Origin of the sequence: Streptomyces sp. NPDC051051 (assembly GCF_040682975.1) — a bacterium.
Classification (GTDB): domain Bacteria; phylum Actinomycetota; class Actinomycetes; order Streptomycetales; family Streptomycetaceae; genus Streptomyces.
The window spans coordinates 1-16,222 of the sequence record NZ_JBFBCB010000018.1 but is presented as its reverse complement, the minus strand read 5'-3'; the positions used below and the strand labels follow the sequence as shown (position 1 = coordinate 16,222).

At 73.8% G+C, this 16,222-nt stretch carries 16 protein-coding genes and 2 tRNA genes; 12 read left to right on the top strand and 6 right to left on the bottom strand.

Annotated elements, in window-relative coordinates; translation table 11 throughout:
* Positions 1-69 precede the first annotated feature (69 nt).
* Together AB0N31_RS15790 and AB0N31_RS15785 are read right to left on the bottom strand one after the other, a co-directional pair.
* Positions 70-1,086, bottom strand: coding sequence for an SEC-C domain-containing protein (locus AB0N31_RS15790; protein WP_366058935.1), 1,017 nt, complete (start codon positions 1,084-1,086; stop codon positions 70-72).
* 125 nt (positions 1,087-1,211) lie between these two features.
* Positions 1,212-2,687: a glycoside hydrolase gene (locus tag AB0N31_RS15785; protein WP_366058934.1), complete on the bottom strand. Its 1,476-nt coding sequence runs from the start codon at positions 2,685-2,687 to the stop codon at positions 1,212-1,214.
* A gap of 353 nt (positions 2,688-3,040) precedes the next feature.
* On the opposite strand from AB0N31_RS15785, the gene AB0N31_RS15780 reads away from it, so the two are divergent.
* From AB0N31_RS15780 to AB0N31_RS15770, 3 genes are all read left to right on the top strand, one after another.
* Complete coding sequence (locus AB0N31_RS15780; RefSeq protein ID WP_366059027.1) at positions 3,041-3,355, top strand: DUF6412 domain-containing protein; 315 nt, start codon at positions 3,041-3,043, stop codon at positions 3,353-3,355.
* A gap of 127 nt (positions 3,356-3,482) precedes the next feature.
* Complete coding sequence (gene yidC, locus AB0N31_RS15775) at positions 3,483-4,232, top strand: membrane protein insertase YidC (RefSeq protein ID WP_366058933.1); 750 nt, start codon at positions 3,483-3,485, stop codon at positions 4,230-4,232.
* Positions 4,233-4,373: 141 nt separating this feature from the next.
* Entirely contained in the window at positions 4,374-5,231 is an 858-nt protein-coding gene (locus tag AB0N31_RS15770) for a fumarylacetoacetate hydrolase family protein (protein ID WP_366058932.1), read from the top strand.
* Between the two features lie 115 nt (positions 5,232-5,346).
* Here AB0N31_RS15770 and AB0N31_RS15765 read toward each other — a convergent pair whose 3' ends face one another.
* Positions 5,347-5,859: a heme-degrading domain-containing protein gene (locus tag AB0N31_RS15765; protein WP_366058931.1), complete on the bottom strand. Its 513-nt coding sequence runs from the start codon at positions 5,857-5,859 to the stop codon at positions 5,347-5,349.
* Positions 5,856-6,923, bottom strand: a complete 1,068-nt coding sequence (locus AB0N31_RS15760) for a Gfo/Idh/MocA family oxidoreductase (RefSeq protein WP_366058930.1) — start codon at positions 6,921-6,923, stop codon at positions 5,856-5,858. The genes AB0N31_RS15765 and AB0N31_RS15760 overlap by 4 nt, the downstream gene beginning before the upstream one ends.
* A gap of 170 nt (positions 6,924-7,093) precedes the next feature.
* Here AB0N31_RS15760 and AB0N31_RS15755 point away from each other — a divergent pair, with 170 nt between their 5' ends.
* The 5 genes from AB0N31_RS15755 (at position 7,094) to AB0N31_RS15735 (ending at position 11,575) form a co-directional block, all read left to right on the top strand.
* Positions 7,094-8,293 (top strand): ROK family transcriptional regulator, encoded by a 1,200-nt coding sequence (locus tag AB0N31_RS15755; RefSeq protein WP_366058929.1) that lies wholly within the window; start codon positions 7,094-7,096, stop codon positions 8,291-8,293.
* 111 nt (positions 8,294-8,404) lie between these two features.
* Positions 8,405-9,316 (top strand): hypothetical protein, encoded by a 912-nt coding sequence (locus tag AB0N31_RS15750; RefSeq protein ID WP_366058928.1) that lies wholly within the window; start codon positions 8,405-8,407, stop codon positions 9,314-9,316.
* A gap of 171 nt (positions 9,317-9,487) precedes the next feature.
* Complete coding sequence (locus tag AB0N31_RS15745) at positions 9,488-10,267, top strand: HAD-IIA family hydrolase (protein WP_366058927.1); 780 nt, start codon at positions 9,488-9,490, stop codon at positions 10,265-10,267.
* A 103-nt stretch (positions 10,268-10,370) separates the two neighbouring features.
* Positions 10,371-10,913: a hypothetical protein gene (locus AB0N31_RS15740; RefSeq protein WP_366058926.1), complete on the top strand. Its 543-nt coding sequence runs from the start codon at positions 10,371-10,373 to the stop codon at positions 10,911-10,913.
* A 2-nt stretch (positions 10,914-10,915) separates the two neighbouring features.
* Positions 10,916-11,575: a class F sortase gene (locus AB0N31_RS15735; protein WP_366058925.1), complete on the top strand. Its 660-nt coding sequence runs from the start codon at positions 10,916-10,918 to the stop codon at positions 11,573-11,575.
* 57 nt (positions 11,576-11,632) lie between these two features.
* On the opposite strand, the gene AB0N31_RS15730 is transcribed toward AB0N31_RS15735, so the two are convergent.
* A tRNA-Lys gene (locus AB0N31_RS15730) sits at positions 11,633-11,706 on the bottom strand.
* A gap of 201 nt (positions 11,707-11,907) precedes the next feature.
* Here AB0N31_RS15730 and AB0N31_RS15725 point away from each other — a divergent pair.
* The 4 genes from AB0N31_RS15725 to AB0N31_RS15710 all read left to right on the top strand — a co-directional run bounded on the left by AB0N31_RS15725 (position 11,908) and on the right by AB0N31_RS15710 (position 15,785).
* Positions 11,908-13,248: a peptidoglycan-binding protein gene (locus tag AB0N31_RS15725; protein WP_366058924.1), complete on the top strand. Its 1,341-nt coding sequence runs from the start codon at positions 11,908-11,910 to the stop codon at positions 13,246-13,248.
* A 72-nt stretch (positions 13,249-13,320) separates the two neighbouring features.
* Positions 13,321-14,430 (top strand): SPFH domain-containing protein, encoded by a 1,110-nt coding sequence (locus AB0N31_RS15720; RefSeq protein WP_366058922.1) that lies wholly within the window; start codon positions 13,321-13,323, stop codon positions 14,428-14,430.
* Between the two features lie 120 nt (positions 14,431-14,550).
* Positions 14,551-15,156, top strand: a complete 606-nt coding sequence (locus AB0N31_RS15715; RefSeq protein ID WP_366058921.1) for a lytic polysaccharide monooxygenase — start codon at positions 14,551-14,553, stop codon at positions 15,154-15,156.
* A gap of 194 nt (positions 15,157-15,350) precedes the next feature.
* A complete protein-coding gene (locus AB0N31_RS15710; RefSeq protein WP_366058920.1) occupies positions 15,351-15,785 on the top strand; it encodes a DUF3592 domain-containing protein in 435 nt (144 codons plus the stop codon).
* 121 nt (positions 15,786-15,906) lie between these two features.
* Here AB0N31_RS15710 and AB0N31_RS15705 read toward each other — a convergent pair.
* Positions 15,907-15,980, bottom strand: a tRNA-Lys gene (locus AB0N31_RS15705).
* Between the last annotated feature and the right edge of the window lie 242 nt (positions 15,981-16,222).

Below are 16,222 nucleotides of genomic sequence, written 5' to 3'. Positions count from 1 at the left end.
GATCTTCTTCTTCCGCCCTGGTCGCGGCAATCGCGCATCCAACATGACCGGAGTACCAGGTCGGCAGTCCTATGCTCCCGCCCCGTGACACTCCCCATAAGCCTTCTGCGACCCGCACCAGCAAGAAGCCCCCCGCTGAGGCGGCCAAGCCGCCGCCCGCCCCCGCGCCGCCAGCGTCGTCGCGTACTGCGGCAGCAGGTCGGCGTCCCCCGGAGAGGTGCCCTCCGAGGCCGCGAAGGCCTCGTACGACGGGACCGTGCCCGTCACGATGCCCAGGTTGGCCGTGCCGGAGGCGGCCAGCTCGCGCAGGGATGCCTCTATCACCGCGAGGTGGGTCTCGTGGGACGGGTACTCGGTCGCGAGGGTGGGGTAGGCCGACAGCAGTTCCGCCAGTTCGCCCGCCGGCCAGTGCAGGACCGCCACCGGGAAGGGGCGGGACAGGGCCTCCCGGAAGGTGCCCAGTTCGGCGCGGAGGCGGGAGATCTCGGCCTCCAGCTCCAGCGGGTTGTCGGACCCGAGGGACCAGACCCGCTTCGGGTCGTGAAGTTCGTCCAGGGAGACGGGGGACGAGTTCACGGCGTCGGCGAGGCTGTCCCAGTCGTCGTGGGCCGCGCCCAGCATCCGGCGGACGCGGTGGCGGCCGAAGAGCAGGGGGTGCGTGGCGTACGGCGGCTCCGGTACGTCCGTCAGCAGCAGCCGTGCCGCCTCGGTGAACGTCGCCTCCGCCGCCTCCAGCTCGTCGTGGGCCTCCAGGGACTCCGCGACGATCACCCAGGGGGCCGGGTCCCGCGGGGCGGCCGCGCGGATGCCGTCGATGATCGCGCGGGCCTCGGCCTCGTGGCCGTACTCCCACAGGTTCGAGGCCTTGAGGGCGCGGACCAGGTGCGGGGCGTCCAGGCCGGCCGGGGACGACAGCAGGCGGTCGTAGAGGGTGGTCGCGGCGGGGCGGTCGCCGGACAGTTCCAGGTGGGCCGCGGCCTGGACGAGCAGGGCCTCGGTGTCCTCGGGATACAGGCCGGCGGTCCGCTCCAGGCGTGCCGCTTCGGCGGTGTGGTCGACGTTCTCGGCAGGCGTGTCGGGGCGCATGGGTGACACCGTACTGCCGACCGGTGACGAAGAGGAGAGAGCCGCAGGCCAGGGGGCCGGGGCGGGGAGGCCTGCCTGCGGCCCGGGGCGCCGGGGAGGGGGCGCCCCGGGATTCCCCGGCCCCCCTACACCGTCACCCCGTCCACCTGGAGGGTCTGCACCGCGCCCGCCGCGAACGGCACGCTGACCGCCTTGCCGGACAGGTACGTGTCCGAGCGGGCCGTGTACAGGTCGCCGCCGCCCGAGGTCACCGTGTTCCAGCGGGGGACCAGGCCGCCGGAGCCGCCGGTCACGGTGGTGAAGCGGGAGAGGTCGAAGGTCAGGGTCTGGGCCGACGCGGAGGTGTTGGCGGCGACGATCACCAGGCGCCGTGCGGCCTTGTCCAGCGCGGCCACCGCGTAGCCGACGCCCGTGTCGAGGATCGTCATACCGGGGCGGATGTGGCGGCTGAACTGGGCCATCACGTAGTACTTCGTGGTGACCGCGCCGGGCTGGAGGGTGGCCGCGTCGTACGCGATCATCGCCCAGTTCGTCGACGGGTCCATGACCTGCCAGTACACCCAGGCCGTCGGGTGCAGCCAGCGGAAGTCGTAGAGCAGGTTGCTCGCCATGGACAGGCCGGTGCCGTCGTTGTCGCCGGTCTCGGAGTTCCACAGGGACTTGCCGGACGTCGTGACCACGTCCGTGTGGAGGAGGTCCCGGCGGCCGCCCGAGCCCTGGTAGCCGTGCACGTTGACCCGGTCCACCAGGGCCTTCGTGGACGCGCCGAAGGAGTTCCACGTCGCGCGGGCCAGGTCGTAACTCGTCTCGTCCGAGGCGGAGATACGGGTGCCGGTCAGGCCGCGCTTGTCCAACTCGCTGCGCAGGTGGGGCAGTACGGCCGCCTGGACGCCGGCGTCCATGTGACAGCCCTCCTGGGTGCCGGTCGCCGTCCACCATGACGAGGAGGGCTCGTTGAAGGGGTCGACCGTCGCGAAGTCCACCCCCCAGTTGTTCTTCGCGTGCAGGGCGACGGCGGCCAGGTGGGAGGCGTGCCGGCGGTAGTTCCAGGACTGGAGGTTGTTGCCGCCGCCCGCCGCGCCCGAGGGGTTGTGGTTCAGGCACATCCACCACATGGGTGAGTTGGCGAACAGTTCGGTGGTCGCGCCCCGCGCGGTCGCCTTCGTCAGCATGGCCCGCTGCTTGGCGTCCGCCGACCAGTTCCACGCCGAGGAGGCGGGGTCCTCGTTGTTCCAGTCCTGCCAGAAGCCCTCGATCTGCTTGAACGCGGGGATGTTGGGGGAGACCGCCATCGACTCGCCGCCCACGCTGTTCCAGCTGCACGCGCCCAGGTTGTAGCGGGCGATGTTCATGCCGAGGCCGGGGAGCGTCCGGCCGCCGTAGGCCACCGACCTGGTCGTGAAGAAGATGTCGGCGAAGTCGTCGCGGGCGCCGAAGACGTTCGCCCACCAGGCGAGGGAGGTGCCCCAGCCCTCCCACGTGCCGTAGCTCGTCGACGGGTTGACGCCGATCGTCGCGTCGGCGCGGGCCGTGCCGGCCGCCAGGCCGGTGCCGAGGAGGGCGCCGCCGGTGGCGGCCAGCAGGGTTCTGCGTCGGATCATGACTTCTCCGCTTCACTCGACTGAGGACGTGCCGGTCGTCCCGCCGGCGGCGTCCGTGAACCGAGGACAGGGGGCCGGCCGTCCCGGCCGGGGTCCGTCACTCGTGGCTCGTGCGGGGACGTGAGTGCGTGCGCGCGTCACGAAGCATCGGGGGCGGCGCGTGGTGTTGTCGAGAGTTCCGACAGCCCTTTCTCAAACCCGCGGAGGAAGGTTCGACGGGGCGAACAGGTCCGCACTCATGGGCGGTTGACCGACCGGGCGCCGCCCCACGGCCCGGCCCGTTCGGGTATAACCGAACAAGGACGGCGACGTGAACAACGACGTGAACAGAAGGGGCCACGGTGATCCGCGCCATGCTCGACACCCCCCTCCTGCGGCGCCCGCCCGCGGTCGCCCTCCTCCTCACCGTTCTCGGGCTCGCCCTGATCGACGCGGGCAGCCTCTCCTCGACCGTCGCCCTCGCCGCGACCGCCGCCGCGGGGGCCGCCCTCGCGCTCTGCTCGCTCGTCGCCGCGCGCTGCGCTCCCGCCGTGCCGCGCACCCGGGTGCGGACGGCCGTCCGCGACCGCGACCGCCGTACCGCCTTCCTGCCGCAGCGCGATCCCGACGCCTCCGGACGGCCCCGGCCCAGGGCACCCGGACACGCCCTCCCGACGGCCGTCGCGTAGGGCACCCACGTCACCACCCGGGCCACCACCCGGGTCACATCGCTGACCACAGCGTGCCCCCGCGCGGGCCGTCATGCCGCCGTATCCACGTCCCGGCACGACGAGACCCCTGGAGGGCTCCGCACCCATGTCCGTCTTCCCTGTCCCCTCTGTCTCCTTCTCCGTCTTCGTCCACCTCGTCGAGCGGTTCGCCGACCTGCTCGAACCCCTCTTCCACGCCTCCGCGGCCGCCGCCGCGATCGTCCTGTTCACCGCGTTCGTACGGCTGCTCGTCCACCCCCTGTCACGGGCCGCCGCCCGCGGTCAGAAGGCGCGGGCCGCGCTCCAGCCGCGCATCGCCGAACTGCGCGGCAAGCACACCCGCGACCCGGAGAAGCTCCAGCGGGCCGTGCTGGAACTGCACGCCCGGGAGCAGGTGTCCCCGCTGTCCGGCTGCCTGCCCAGCCTCCTCCAGGCGCCCGCCTTCCTCCTCCTCTACTACGTCTTCTCGCACTCCACGATCGGCGGCGAGACCAACGGCCTGCTCACCCACCGGCTCCTCGACGCGCCCCTCGGCGACCGCTGGACCGACGCCCTCGCCGCCGGCGGGGTGTTCGGCGGGGCCGGACTGGTCTACCTGGCGCTGTTCGCCGTCGTCGCGGCCGTCGCCACCGCCGGCTACCGCCTCGCCCGGCGCGCGACGGCCGTGAACGCGACGGCCGTGAACCCGGCGGCGGGCGGGGAGCAGGTGCCCGGCCTGGGCGCGGTCACCAGGGCGATGCCGTTCCTGTCCTTCTTCACCCTCGTCACCGTCGCCGTCGTACCGCTGGCCGCCGCGCTGTACGTCGTCACCAGCACGGCCTGGAGCGTGGCCGAGCGGGCGCTGCTCCACCGGTGACGGGCCCGTGGGGCGGACCCGTCGTGGCGGTCCAGTACGTGAACCGGGTCTTGCGGAGTGGACGCGCAGCTTGGACGATCGATCAGTCCTCCGGCGGCCGCACCCGTCGGCGGGCGCCCGCGAGCGAGGGAGACTGTGATCATGAAGCTGCTGCGAGTCGGTACGGCGGGCGCGGAGCGTCCCGCGCTGCTCGACGCCCACGGGACCCTGCGGGACCTGTCGGGCCTCGTGGACGACATCGACGGCGCCCTGCTCGCCGACGCCGACGCGCTCGGCCGGATCCGCGCCGCCGGCGAGTCCGGCGAACTGCCCGCACTGGACGCGGCCGGGCTGCGGGTCGGCCCGCCGGTCGGCCGGATCGGCAAGGTCGTGTGCATCGGGCTGAACTACCACGACCACGCCCGCGAGACGGGGTCCGCGGCGCCCGCCGAGCCCGTCGTCTTCTTCAAGGCGGCGGACACGGTCGTCGGGCCGTACGACACCGTGCTCGTGCCGCGCGGGTCCACGAGGACCGACTGGGAGGTGGAGCTGGCGGTCGTCATCGGCCGTACCGCCCGCTACCTGGAGTCGGCGGCGGAGGGGCTCGCGCACGTCGCCGGGTACGCCGTCGCGCACGACGTCTCCGAGCGGGAGTTCCAGATGGACCGGGGCGGCACGTGGGACAAGGGGAAGAACTGCGAGACGTTCAACCCGCTCGGCCCGTGGCTCGTGACGGCCGACGAGGTGCCCGACCCCCAGGCGCTGGGGCTGCGGCTGTGGGTCAACGGCGAGCTGAAGCAGGACGGCACGACCGCCGACCAGATCTTCCCCGTGGGTGAAGTCGTCCGCTACGTCAGCCAGTTCATGGTGCTGTACCCCGGTGACGTCATCAACACGGGGACGCCGGCCGGGGTCGCCTTCGGGCAGCCCGAGCCGAAGCCGTACCTGCGGGCGGGGGACGTGGTCGAGCTGGAGATCGAGGGCCTGGGGCGGCAGCGGCAGGAACTCAAGGACGCGTGACGCTCCGCCGGGGGCGGGGGAGACGGGGTGATCGGTCGGTGCGGGTCGTCCCCGGCCGGTCGCGTCCGCGGGGCGGAGCCGTACCCCGGCTCCGCCCCGCGCCCCGTGACGTGCCTCAGCGCAGGTCCAGGTCCTTCTCCAGGAACTGTTCCAGGGCTTCCACCACGAACCGGTGGTCCTCCAGCTGCGGCAGGCCCGAGACCGTCACCGCGCCGACCACCCCGACGCCCTCGACGGTGATCGGGAAGGAGCCGCCGTGGGCCGCGTACGTGTCGGGGTCCAGGCGCGAGGACTCCTCGAACGTCGTGCCCTTCGCGCGGTGGCGCGAGCCCACCAGGTAGGACGAGGCGCCGTAGCGCTCCACCACCCGGCGCTTGCGCGCGATCCAGGCGTCGTTGTCGGGGGCCGAGCCGGGCAGGGCCGCGTGGAAGAGCTGCTGGCCGGCGCGGTGGATGTCGACGGCGACCGGGGCCTGCCGTTCGCGGGCCAGCTCCACCAGCAGCGAGCCGAGCGCCCAGGCGTCGTCGAAGGTGAACCGCCGGAACACCAGACGGCGTTCCTGCGCCTGCAACTCCTCCAGGGTGGGAGCGATCTCCGGGGTGAACCTGGGGGTGATCTCGTGGGTCACAGCGACACCGCCACTCCGTCTCGTGCCGAACGGCGGGCCGCCTCCAGGACGTCGAGCGCGGCGGCCGCCTCCGCGGCGGTCACCGGGTTGGGACCGCCGTCGGTCAGTGCCTTCGCCACCGCAGCGTAGTAGGCCGGGTAGTCGCCGGGCAGGGTCCGCACGGCCCGTCCGCCGCCGGTCGGCGGGGACTCGCCGGAGCCGACGCGCCCCCACAGTTCCTCGGGCTCCTCGCCCCAGCCGGCGCCGGGCCGCCTGCCGTCCCGCAGGGCCGCCTCCTGCGGGTCCAGGCCGTACTTCACGTAGCCGGCCTTCGAGCCCAGCACCCGGAACCGCGGGCCGAGCTGGGCGGTCGTCGCGGAGGCGTAGAGGTGGGAGCGGACGCCGTTCGCGTGGGTGAGCGCGAGGAACGTGTCGTCGTCGGTCTCCGCGCCGGCGCGGCGGACGACCGCCTCGGCGTAGACCTGCGTGACCGGGCCGAAGAGGACCAGCGCCTGGTCGACGACATGGCTGCCGAGGTCGTACAGCAGACCTCCGATCTCCGCCGGATCGCCGGACTCCCGCCAGCCGCCCTTCGGCTGCGGCCGCCACCGCTCGAACCGGGACTCGAAGCGCCACACGTCGCCCAGCGCGCCCTCGGCGAGGAGGGAGCGCAGGGTGAGGAAGTCGTTGTCCCAGCGGCGGTTCTGGAAGACGGAGAGGAACAGTCCGCGCCGCTCGGCCAGGCCGGCCAGCTCCCGCGCCCCGGCGGCGGTACCGGCGACCGGCTTGTCGACGACGACCGCGAGGTCCGCTTCGAGGGCGGTCCTGGCGAGCGGCACGTGCGTCCTGTTCGGGGACGCGACGACGATCAGGTCCAGGTCCCCGGAGCGGGCGAACAGCTCGTCGGGGGTGCCGGCGACGCGTACGTCCGGGAACTCGGCGCGGGCCTGCCCCCGCCGCTCGGGGTTCGAGGTGACCACCGTGTCGAGGACGAGGCCCTCGGTGGCGGCGATCAGCGGGGCGTGGAAGACGGAGCCGGCCAGGCCGTAGCCGATCAGGCCCACGCGGAGGGGGGTACCAGTCATGCGACCTACTTTCGCAACGCTGTTGCCAAAGTGCAAGCGCGGGGGAGAATGGGCGCGTGGACAGGACGAACGGCGGCACGGCAGGCGGCAGGAGCGGGGCGGGCGGCCTCGACGGCCCAAGTGGCCCCGGCGGCCCAAGTGGCACTGGCGGCTCAAGCGGCACCCGCGGCGTGAGCGGCGCGACGGGCGGCGCCGTCGGCGCGAATCTCCTCGCCGTGCGCAGTCACAACGCCGCGCTCGTGCTCGACCTGCTGCGCACGGCCGGACCGGACGGCATCAGCCGGCTCGAACTCGCCGAGCGCACCGGCCTCACCCCGCAGGCCGTCAGCAAGATCACCGCCCGGCTGCGGGAGGAGGGCCTCGCGGCGGAGGCCGGCCGCCGCGCCTCCACGGGCGGCAAGCCGCGCACCGTGCTGCGGCTGGTGCCGGCGGCCGCCCACGCGGTCGGCGTCCACCTCGACCGCGACGAACTGCGGATCGTCCTCACGGACCTCGACGGGAGCGTGGTCAGGGAGCGCCGGGGCCCGCTCGACCTGGGGGCCGGGGCGGAGGCGGTGCTGGGGGCGGTGGAACGGGGCGTCGCCGAGACGGTGGGGCAGGGGCGGAGGCACGGGCGGGAGCAGGAACAAGAGCAGCAGCAAGAGCAGGAGCGGGAGCAGGAGCGGGAACAAGAGCAGGGGCAGGTCTCGAGGCTGCTCGGTGTCGGCGTCGCCCTGCCGGGTCCGCTCGACCACACCCACGGCGTCCTGCACCGCGTCACCGGCTTTCCGGAATGGGACGGCTTCCCCCTGCGGGACGCGCTGGCGCGGCGGCTCGGCGTGCCGGTGGTCGTCGACAAGGACACCAACGCCGCCGCCCTCGGCCTCGCCGTCGCCGGCGAACGCGGTTCCTTCGCCTACCTCCACCTCGGTACGGGGCTCGGCGCCGGCCTGGTCATCGACGGCAGGGTGCACCGCGGGGCGCGCACCGGCGCCGGGGAGTTCGGCCACCAGGTCATCCAGCTGGACGGACCGCCTTGCCCCTGCGGCGACCGCGGCTGCGTCGAGGCGCTGTGCCTGGCGGCCATCGGCCGGGGTGACGTGGCGGAGGCGGCCCGGGTGCTGGGCGCCGCCGCCGCGAACCTCGCCGGTCTGCTCGACATCGACCAGGTCCTCCTCGGCGGTCGCACGATCACCGCGTCTCCGGACCCCTTCGTGGCCGGAGTCGCGGCGGTCCTCGCCGCGCGCGCCGTCCGGGAGGGCTCCCCGGACCTCGCCGTACCCGTACGACTCGCGCCCGGCGGGTCCGACGGCTCCGGCGGCCCGGCCGGGGTGGCGGAGGGCGCCGCCCACCTGCTCCTGGGGCCGGTGTTCGGGCGGACGGACGTATGAGGGGAGCCCGCCCCTCCGCTGTCCGCCCCCTCCGCCGAACGAATGCATTCGCACGGCCGTACGGTGCGGCGGCCCCCGTCCGGCACCTCCCTGCGGCAGGCTCACGTGTTCATGCGACTGTGCACGCCCGTCTCCCTCTGCCTCGCCGCAGCCGCCGTTCTGCTGCCCGGGCCCGCCTCCGCGGAAGCCGTGCCGAGTTGTGCCGGGGCGGACGCGGGGGACTTTCCGCTCACCACCCGGCTCCACGGCGGGCCCGACTCCTACCGTGCCGGGGGCGGCTACGGCACCTGGTTCATCGACCTCACCAACACCACCCGCCGCACCTGCGCCGGCGTGCACCCGGTCGTCGTCCTCGTCGACTCCGCGCACGCCCTGAAGCCGGCCCAGGCCCACCTGGAGTTCTACGCCGACGGTCACCCGCACCCCGTCCGCTTCGAGACGACCGACGAGGACGAACTCGTCGGAGCACTCGCGGACGTCCCCGGCGCGACGGAGGAACCCGCCGGGCCCGCGGAGCGCCCGGCCCCCTTCCCCGGCTTCACCGTCCCCCCGGGCCGGACCCTCACCGTGAAGCTGCGCCTCTCGCTCACCTCGGACGCCGTGCCCAACCAGGTCACCGCCAACGCGGCGGTCGTCCAGCGCCAGGGCGACGACGGCGAGTGGGTCGGACAGTCGAACGACTACCGATTCGCCATCGAGACCGGGACCGCGACCGAGCCGGAGCCGGAGCCGGAGAAGGAGACGGAGAAGGAGAAGGAGGGCGAGTCCGAGCCCGACCGCCCTCCCCGCTCGACCTCCACCGCTTCCGCCCCCACCCCCACCCCCACCTCCACCTCCACCTCCACCTCCGCCCCCACCTCCGCCCCGACCTCCGGCACCTCCCCCTCCGCCCCGCCCTCCCTCGCCGACGAGGCCCAGGAACTGGCCCTCACCGGTCTCTCCTCCCCGGCCGGTGCCCTCGCCGTCACCGCCGCCCTCCTCGCCACGGGCGCCGCCCTCGTCGTGCTCCGCAAGCGCCGCTGAGGGGTCGCCGAGGGGGCGCCGGGGCGCTGCTGCGGCCTCGCCGGGGCGTCGCCCGGTTCACCTGGTGATCGGCCGGGTCCGGATCGCGCGGTCCTGACTAGGCTGGGTGCGTCGGTACGCCGTGGTTCCGGCGCCCCGCACCGCCCGTACGCACGCCAGGAGACGCACCACATGGCAGACCGCAAGCCCATCGAGTCGTGGCTCACCGACATGGACGGGGTGCTCATCCACGAGGGCGTCCCGATCCCCGGCGCAGACTCCTTCCTGAAGAAGCTGCGCGAGTCGGGCCGGCCCTTCCTCGTGCTGACGAACAACTCGATCTACACCCCGCGCGACCTGCACGCCCGGCTGCGCCGCATGGGCCTGGAGGTGCCGATAGAGAACATCTGGACCTCGGCCCTGGCCACCGCCCAGTTCCTGGACGACCAGCGGCCCGACGGTTCGGCGTACGTCATCGGCGAGGCCGGTCTGACCACGGCGCTGCACGACATCGGCTACATCCTCACCGACCACGAGCCGGACTACGTCGTCCTCGGCGAGACCCGCACCTACTCCTTCGAAGCCATGACGAAGGCGGTACGGCTGATCAACGACGGCGCCCGCTTCATCTGCACCAACCCGGACGAGACCGGTCCCTCCACCGAGGGTCCGCTGCCCGCGACCGGCGCGGTGGCCGCGCTGATCACCAAGGCGACCGGCAAGCAGCCCTACTTCGCGGGCAAGCCCAACCCGCTGATGATGCGCACGGGACTGAACGCGATCGGCGCCCACTCCGAGACCAGCGCGATGATCGGCGACCGCATGGACACCGACGTGCTGGCCGGCATGGAGGCCGGGATGCAGACGTTCCTGGTGCTCACCGGCCTGACCCGGCCCGAGGACGTGGACGGCTTCCCGTACCGCCCGTCACAGGTGGTCGACTCGATCGCGGACCTCGTCGACCGGATCTGAAACCTGCCACCGGGCGGAAACGACCCGGACGGAGCAGCGGTGCCCCGCTGGAGATGCGGGGCACCGGCGCGAGGGGGAGCCTCCAGGTACTGGGAGGTTCACGATGGGTTCACTGAAAGTCACACTCTGTGCGGGCGTCGCGGTCGTCGCCGCGACCCTCACCCCGACGGCGTACGCCACGAACCCGGCAGGCGGAGTCTCCGTGACCCCGTCGACCCCGGCCCCCGGCGCCGAGGTCGCCCTCGAGGTCACCGGCTGCTCGGGGAAGAAGGCCACCGCGGAGTCCGAGGCGTTCGTCTCCGACGCGCACCTGGTCGGCACGGGCGGCCCGGGCGGCTCGCTGTCCGGCGAGACCCGGATCCGCACCTCGCTCGCCCTCGGTTCCTACCGCGTGACGATCGTCTGCGCCGACTTCGAGGTCAAGGGCGCGATCAAGGTCGTGGCGGCCACCGCCCGGCCGGCCGCCCCCGCGTCCCCGGTCGCCCCGGTCCAGGCGGGCGGCGGAGGCGCGGCGCCCCTGGCCGCCGCCGACGACTCCCGCGTGGAGGGCCCCGGCCTCGCCCACGCCGTCACCGGTCTGCTCCTGGCCGGAGCCGCCGCCGTCGCCGTGCTGCTGCGCGGCACCCGCCGCCGTGGGACGGAATGACCATGTCCGAACGGGAACACGGCTCCGGGCGACTCCTCATCGGCCTGGCCTGGGCGCTGCTGCTGCTCGGCCTGTGGCTGTGGGGCCGCGAGGTGACCGACGTGCGGCCCGGAGCCGTCGCCACCGCCACGGGTGACGTGGCCGCGGTCGGCCGGCCCGCCGCCGCCGGGCTGCCGCCCGCCGCCCGGCCGCTGGCCGCCGCGCTGCCGCAGCGCGTGGACATTCCGCAGCTGGGCGTGCAGGCCCCGGTCGTGGCCCGCGGCCTGGACGCGCAGGGCGCGATCACCGCACCGCCCTACGACCAGGCGGGCGTCGTCGGCTGGTACGCGGCCGGGGTGAAGCCCGGCGCCGCCGGTACCGCGCTGATGGTCGGCCACGTCGACACCGAGACCCGCCCCGCGGTCTTCCACAAGCTGAGCACGCTCGCGGCCGGCGAGACGATCCGGGTGGTCCGCGACGACGGCAAGGTCGCCGAGTTCACCGTCGACGACGTCGCCGTGGTCCGGCGCGACGGCTTCGACGCCCGCCAGGCCTACGGCACCCGTGAGTCGGGCCGCGCCGAGCTGCGGCTGATCACCTGCGGCGGCACCTTCGACCGGGCGAGCCGCAGCTACACGGCCAACGTGATCGTGTCGGCGTACCTGACCGGCACGGCGCCCTGACCAGCGTCCTGAACAGCAGAAAGCCCCTCGCTCGCGCGAGGGGCTTTCTGCTGTCTGTGCGCCGCCAGGGACTCGAACCCCGGACCCGCTGATTAAGAGTCAGCTGCTCTAACCAACTGAGCTAGCGGCGCCTGCTGACGACGTTAACTCTACATGACCTCCGGGGGTGCTCCGGACGCCCGGGCGACCCCCCGGACCTGCCCCGCACCCCCCGGGAGGGGCCCTGCGTACATCATTCGGACCGTCAGCATGCGCATCGGCAAGGCAGTTGGTGAAGACTGGCGAACGTGCACAGTCGCGGACATTTCCATCTGCAATGTGAGGGGAATCGCATGGTCGCTCCGGTGTTCGAGGAATTCGATCCCGCGAGCGACTGCGAATGCCCCGGATGCGTCGACCGGAGGCGGGCCGCAGCGGCGTCCCGGGCCGCCGGAACCGGCGGCCGCCCGGCCGCCCATCGCGCCGTCGTCGTCGCGGCCGCGGCCTCCGCGGTCCTCGGAACCGGTCAAGCGGCCCCCGCCCTGGCCGCCCCGCAGCAGGCCCCCGACCGGCCGGGGGCCCCCGCGGACGACGGGCCCGAGACCCCGCAGGGGGTGAAGGCGCCCCTGCACGGGCCCGGCGGCAAGCCCGCCGGTGCGGCCCGGCTGCCGGCCACCACCCGAACGGAGATCATCGACCGCGCCGAGAAATGGGTCGCGGCGAAGGTGCCGTACAGCATGAGCGCGTACTGGTCGGACGGCTACCGGCAGGACTGCTCCGGCTATGTGTCCATGGCCTGGAACCTGCCGGGGAACGAGTGGACGGGCAGCCTCCACACCTACGCGACCAGGATCACCAAGGAAGAGCTCCAGCCGGGCGACATGCTGCTGTTCCACAACCCGGCCGACCCGACGAACGGCTCCCACGTCGTCCTCTTCGGCGGCTGGACGGACTACACGCACGGCTACTACACCGTCTACGAGCAGACCCGCCCCACCACCCGCAGGCTCGCCACCCCCTACGCGTACTGGACCAATTCCAGCAAGTACGTCCCCTACCGCTACAAGGGCCTGACCGCCGACCCGGTGGTGCCGCAGGTCCCGGGCAAGGAGGGCGGCGGGGACGGGGCCAACCCCGGCTCCGGCGCCGTCCCGCCCGCGTACCCGGGGCGGGCGGCCTTCGGGCCCGGCGCCGACAACAAGCACGTCACCCGGCTCGGCCGGCTCCTCGTCGAGCGCGGCGCGAAGCGGTTCTACGCCTCGGGGCCCGGCCCGCGCTGGTCGGACGCCGACCTGCGGGCCACCCAGGCGTTCCAGCAGGCCCAGGGCTGGAGCGGCGCCGCCGCCGACGGGCTGCCCGGCCCGCTGACCTGGTCGCTGCTGACCACCGGCAAGGGCCGGGACATCGCTCCCGCGGGGTCCGGAGCGGTGGGTGCGCCCGCCCCGGCCCCGCGGGTCCCCGCCTATCCCGGCCGGGGCATGTTCCGGCCCGGCGCCGACAACGCGCACGTCACCCAGCTGGGGAGGCAGCTGGTGAAGAAAGGGTTCGGCAGGTACTACACCCAGGGGCCCGGACCGCGCTGGGGCGAGGCGGACCGGCGGGGCGTCGAGGCCTTCCAGCGCGCCCAGGGCTGGCGCGGCGGGGCGGCCGACGGCTACCCGGGACCGGAGACCTGGCGGCGGCTGTTCTCGTAGGCCGGCCGCCCGACGGCTCCGGTCGTCCCATCCACTGTCATGGCGTATCTGGCGCGGAGGCTGAAGGCACGCATGAGTACGACCACTTCTCAGACGCCCGAATCGGAGGGGCCGGCACGGCCCGCCCGGCTGATCCAGAACGAGGCGACCACCGAGATCCCCGTCCATCTGCTGTTCCGCGACGAACCCGAGCCGAGGCCGGTGCCGCTCGGGCCCACCGTCGTGGGCAGCCGGGCGGGCACCGGGGAGCAACCGAGGTTCCGCCGGCCGGTTCCGGTGAAGGCGCGGCCGGTCGCGCAGGTCGACCCCGCGCTCGTCGAGCGGCCCGGCCGCGTGCTGCCCGGCGCGGTCGGGGTGGCCGCCGGGGCGTGCGGGGCGGCGGGCTGCGCGGCCACCTCGTGGTGGGCGGGTGTGCTGCCGCCGGTGGTGGTGGAGGCACTCGCGCTGCCCGCGTCGGCCGGCGCCGGCCTCGGCCCCGCGCAGTGGGCGGCGTACGCGGGGGCGGGCGCCCTCGGCCTGTTCGGCTTCGGCGGGCTGGCGCGAGGCAGGACCGGGCGGGCCTGGGTGCTCGGCCTGTTCGGCCGCTACCGGGGGACGGTCCGGCGCACCGGCCTGCTGTGGGTGAACCCGCTGCTGCTGCGCCGCCGGGTCGACGTACGGCTGCGGCACTGGCGCAGCGAGGCGATGCCCGCGGCCGACGGCAACGGGGTCGCGCTGCGGGTGGTGGCGCTCGTGGTGTGGCGGGTGCGGGACACCGCGCGGGCCACGCTCGGCGTGGAGGACCACGAGACGTATCTGCGCGAGTGCGTCGAGGCGGCGCTCGCCCGCGTCCCGGTGGAGACGCCGGCTGCCGGGCGGGGGGTGGTCGAGGCCTCCGGGGAGGCGCTGACCCGGCGGGTCGCGCGGGACGCGGGCGCGATCGGCCTGGAGGTGTACTCGGTGCAGCCGCTGCGCGTCGAGTACGCCCCCGAGGTGGCCGCCGCGATGAACCGGCGCCGGATCGCCGCGCTGGACGCCCAGCAGCGGGCGTCGGTGCTGGGCTCGGTGGTGGACTCGGTGGAGGACACGGTGACCCGGCTGACCATGCGCGGGCTGGTGGAACTCGACGACTACGAGCGCAAGGCGCTGGTGAAGGACCTGACGGTGGCGTTCTGCTCGGGGCGGGGGGAGCAGTCGCCCTGACGACCCGTCGAACAAGTCCCCCCATTGGTATGGACATGTTCAACGATCGGCAATAATCTCGAACTTGGTCTAGACCTGCACGCCTCACGGAACCTCCCCACGTTCTCCAGGAGCGGCAGCATGCGCAAAAAGACCAAGTGGTACGCCGCCGCGCTCGGCCTCACCACGGCGGGAGCCTTCGTGCTCACCGCCGGGGGCGCGAGCGGCCACGGCTACACCGACCTCCCCGTCAGCAGGCAGAAGCTCTGCCAGAACGGCACCGTCGCCAACTGCGGCAACATCCAGTGGGAGCCGCAGAGCGTCGAGGGCCCCAAGGGCTTCCCGGCCGCCGGACCGGCCGACGGCCGGATCTGCTCGGCGAACAACGCCCCGTTCGCCCAGCTCGACAGCCCGAAGACCCCGTCGGGCGCGGCCTGGCCGACCACCCGGGTGACCGGCGGCCAGTCGTACACCTTCCGCTGGCAGTTCACCGCCATGCACGCCACGACCGACTTCCGGTACTACGTCACCAAACCGGGCTGGAACCAGAACCACGAGCTGGCCCGCTCCGACCTCAACCTGACGCCGTTCCTCACGGTGCCCTACGGCGGTCAGCGCCCGCCGCAGACCCTCTCCCACAGCGGCACCCTGCCGTCCGGGCTGAGCGGGCACCACGTCGTCGTCGCCGTCTGGACGATCGCCGACACGGCCAACGCGTTCTACGCCTGCTCCGACGTCACGTTCTGACCCCCGGGGACGTAGACCGCCACGTCGGGCGGGACCGCGCGTGCCGGAACCCCGGCCACCGGGACCGGCACACGCGGGGCGTCCGGCCGCGCGCGCCGGAAGTCTGAGCTTTCCTTGAGTCGGCCGCGCCGGACCCCGGGATACCTTCCCTGCACGCGGGCCGCTCCGTCCGCGTCAGGACCACGGGGGGTCTCATGGCGGTCTTGGTGTATCTCGTCCCGTCGCTCGTCATCGCGCTGGTGCTGTTCGGCATGGCCAAGGTGATCGCCCAGGCTCGCCGGACCCACCGGGCGTGGAGCGGCCTCACGGCCGAGGCGCGCTGCCTGCGGACGTACACGACCACCAGCGGGGGCGGTGGCAGGGCGGTGTCCACGACCCTGCATCACGTCTTCGAGTTCACCGCGCACGACGGCTGGACGATCCGTTTCAAGGCGGACGGTGCTCCGGCGACGATCCTCGAAGGCGACCTGGCCACGGTGTGGTACGCGCCCGACGACCCCGAGGGGGCCACGGCCGAGCCTCCGGCCCGCGGCGCACTCGTCGCGCGCACGGGGTGCGGTCTGCTGTTCCTCGGCGTCTTCGTCGCCGTCGCCGTCGCCGTCATGGTGCAACTCGGCTCGCACGTCTGAACACCGCGATCCCCGGGGATCGCGGGTGGGGCGGCGGCCGCCGGGGGCGGCGACGTACCGGGAACGCGTCCGGTGGGACGCCGAAGGGCCCCTCGCATCTCCACGAGGGGCCCTTCTTCGGTGCGCCGCCAGGGACTCGAACCCCGGACCCGCTGATTAAGAGTCAGCTGCTCTAACCAACTGAGCTAGCGGCGCATGACTCCCGCCTTCCGCTTGTGGCGGCCGGCGACGAAGAAAATACTACCCGGTCCGCGGGGGTGCTCCGGACCAGGTGCCGCCGGTCGCCGGGGGCCGTCCCGGACCACCCCCGACGACCGGCGGCGGCCGGGCCGTCTAGGGCGTGTTTCGAAAGTCCCGTCTGCCCGGCGACGCCTGGCACGCACGCTCGCCGCGTTGTCGGGGTGGGGGCGCGCCCAACAACAGGAGGGGGGGGCCCG

Bases quoted from the DNA above. Each gene is read 5' to 3' on its own strand.
- AB0N31_RS15770 (WP_366058932.1), top strand. From the start codon at position 4,374: ATGAAGCTGCTGCGAGTCGGTACGGCGGGCGCGGAGCGTCCCGCGCTG.
- AB0N31_RS15720 (WP_366058922.1), top strand. From the start codon at position 13,321: ATGAGTACGACCACTTCTCAGACGCCCGAATCGGAGGGGCCGGCACGG.
- AB0N31_RS15715 (WP_366058921.1), top strand. From the start codon at position 14,551: ATGCGCAAAAAGACCAAGTGGTACGCCGCCGCGCTCGGCCTCACCACG.
- AB0N31_RS15750 (WP_366058928.1), top strand. From the start codon at position 8,405: ATGCGACTGTGCACGCCCGTCTCCCTCTGCCTCGCCGCAGCCGCCGTT.
- AB0N31_RS15785 (WP_366058934.1), bottom strand. From the start codon at position 2,687: ATGATCCGACGCAGAACCCTGCTGGCCGCCACCGGCGGCGCCCTCCTC.
- AB0N31_RS15790 (WP_366058935.1), bottom strand. From the start codon at position 1,086: ATGCGCCCCGACACGCCTGCCGAGAACGTCGACCACACCGCCGAAGCG.
- AB0N31_RS15725 (WP_366058924.1), top strand. From the start codon at position 11,908: ATGGTCGCTCCGGTGTTCGAGGAATTCGATCCCGCGAGCGACTGCGAA.
- AB0N31_RS15760 (WP_366058930.1), bottom strand. From the start codon at position 6,923: ATGACTGGTACCCCCCTCCGCGTGGGCCTGATCGGCTACGGCCTGGCC.
- AB0N31_RS15745 (WP_366058927.1), top strand. From the start codon at position 9,488: ATGGCAGACCGCAAGCCCATCGAGTCGTGGCTCACCGACATGGACGGG.
- yidC (WP_366058933.1), top strand. From the start codon at position 3,483: ATGTCCGTCTTCCCTGTCCCCTCTGTCTCCTTCTCCGTCTTCGTCCAC.
- AB0N31_RS15710 (WP_366058920.1), top strand. From the start codon at position 15,351: ATGGCGGTCTTGGTGTATCTCGTCCCGTCGCTCGTCATCGCGCTGGTG.
- AB0N31_RS15780 (WP_366059027.1), top strand. From the start codon at position 3,041: ATGCTCGACACCCCCCTCCTGCGGCGCCCGCCCGCGGTCGCCCTCCTC.
- AB0N31_RS15735 (WP_366058925.1), top strand. From the start codon at position 10,916: ATGTCCGAACGGGAACACGGCTCCGGGCGACTCCTCATCGGCCTGGCC.
- AB0N31_RS15740 (WP_366058926.1), top strand. From the start codon at position 10,371: ATGGGTTCACTGAAAGTCACACTCTGTGCGGGCGTCGCGGTCGTCGCC.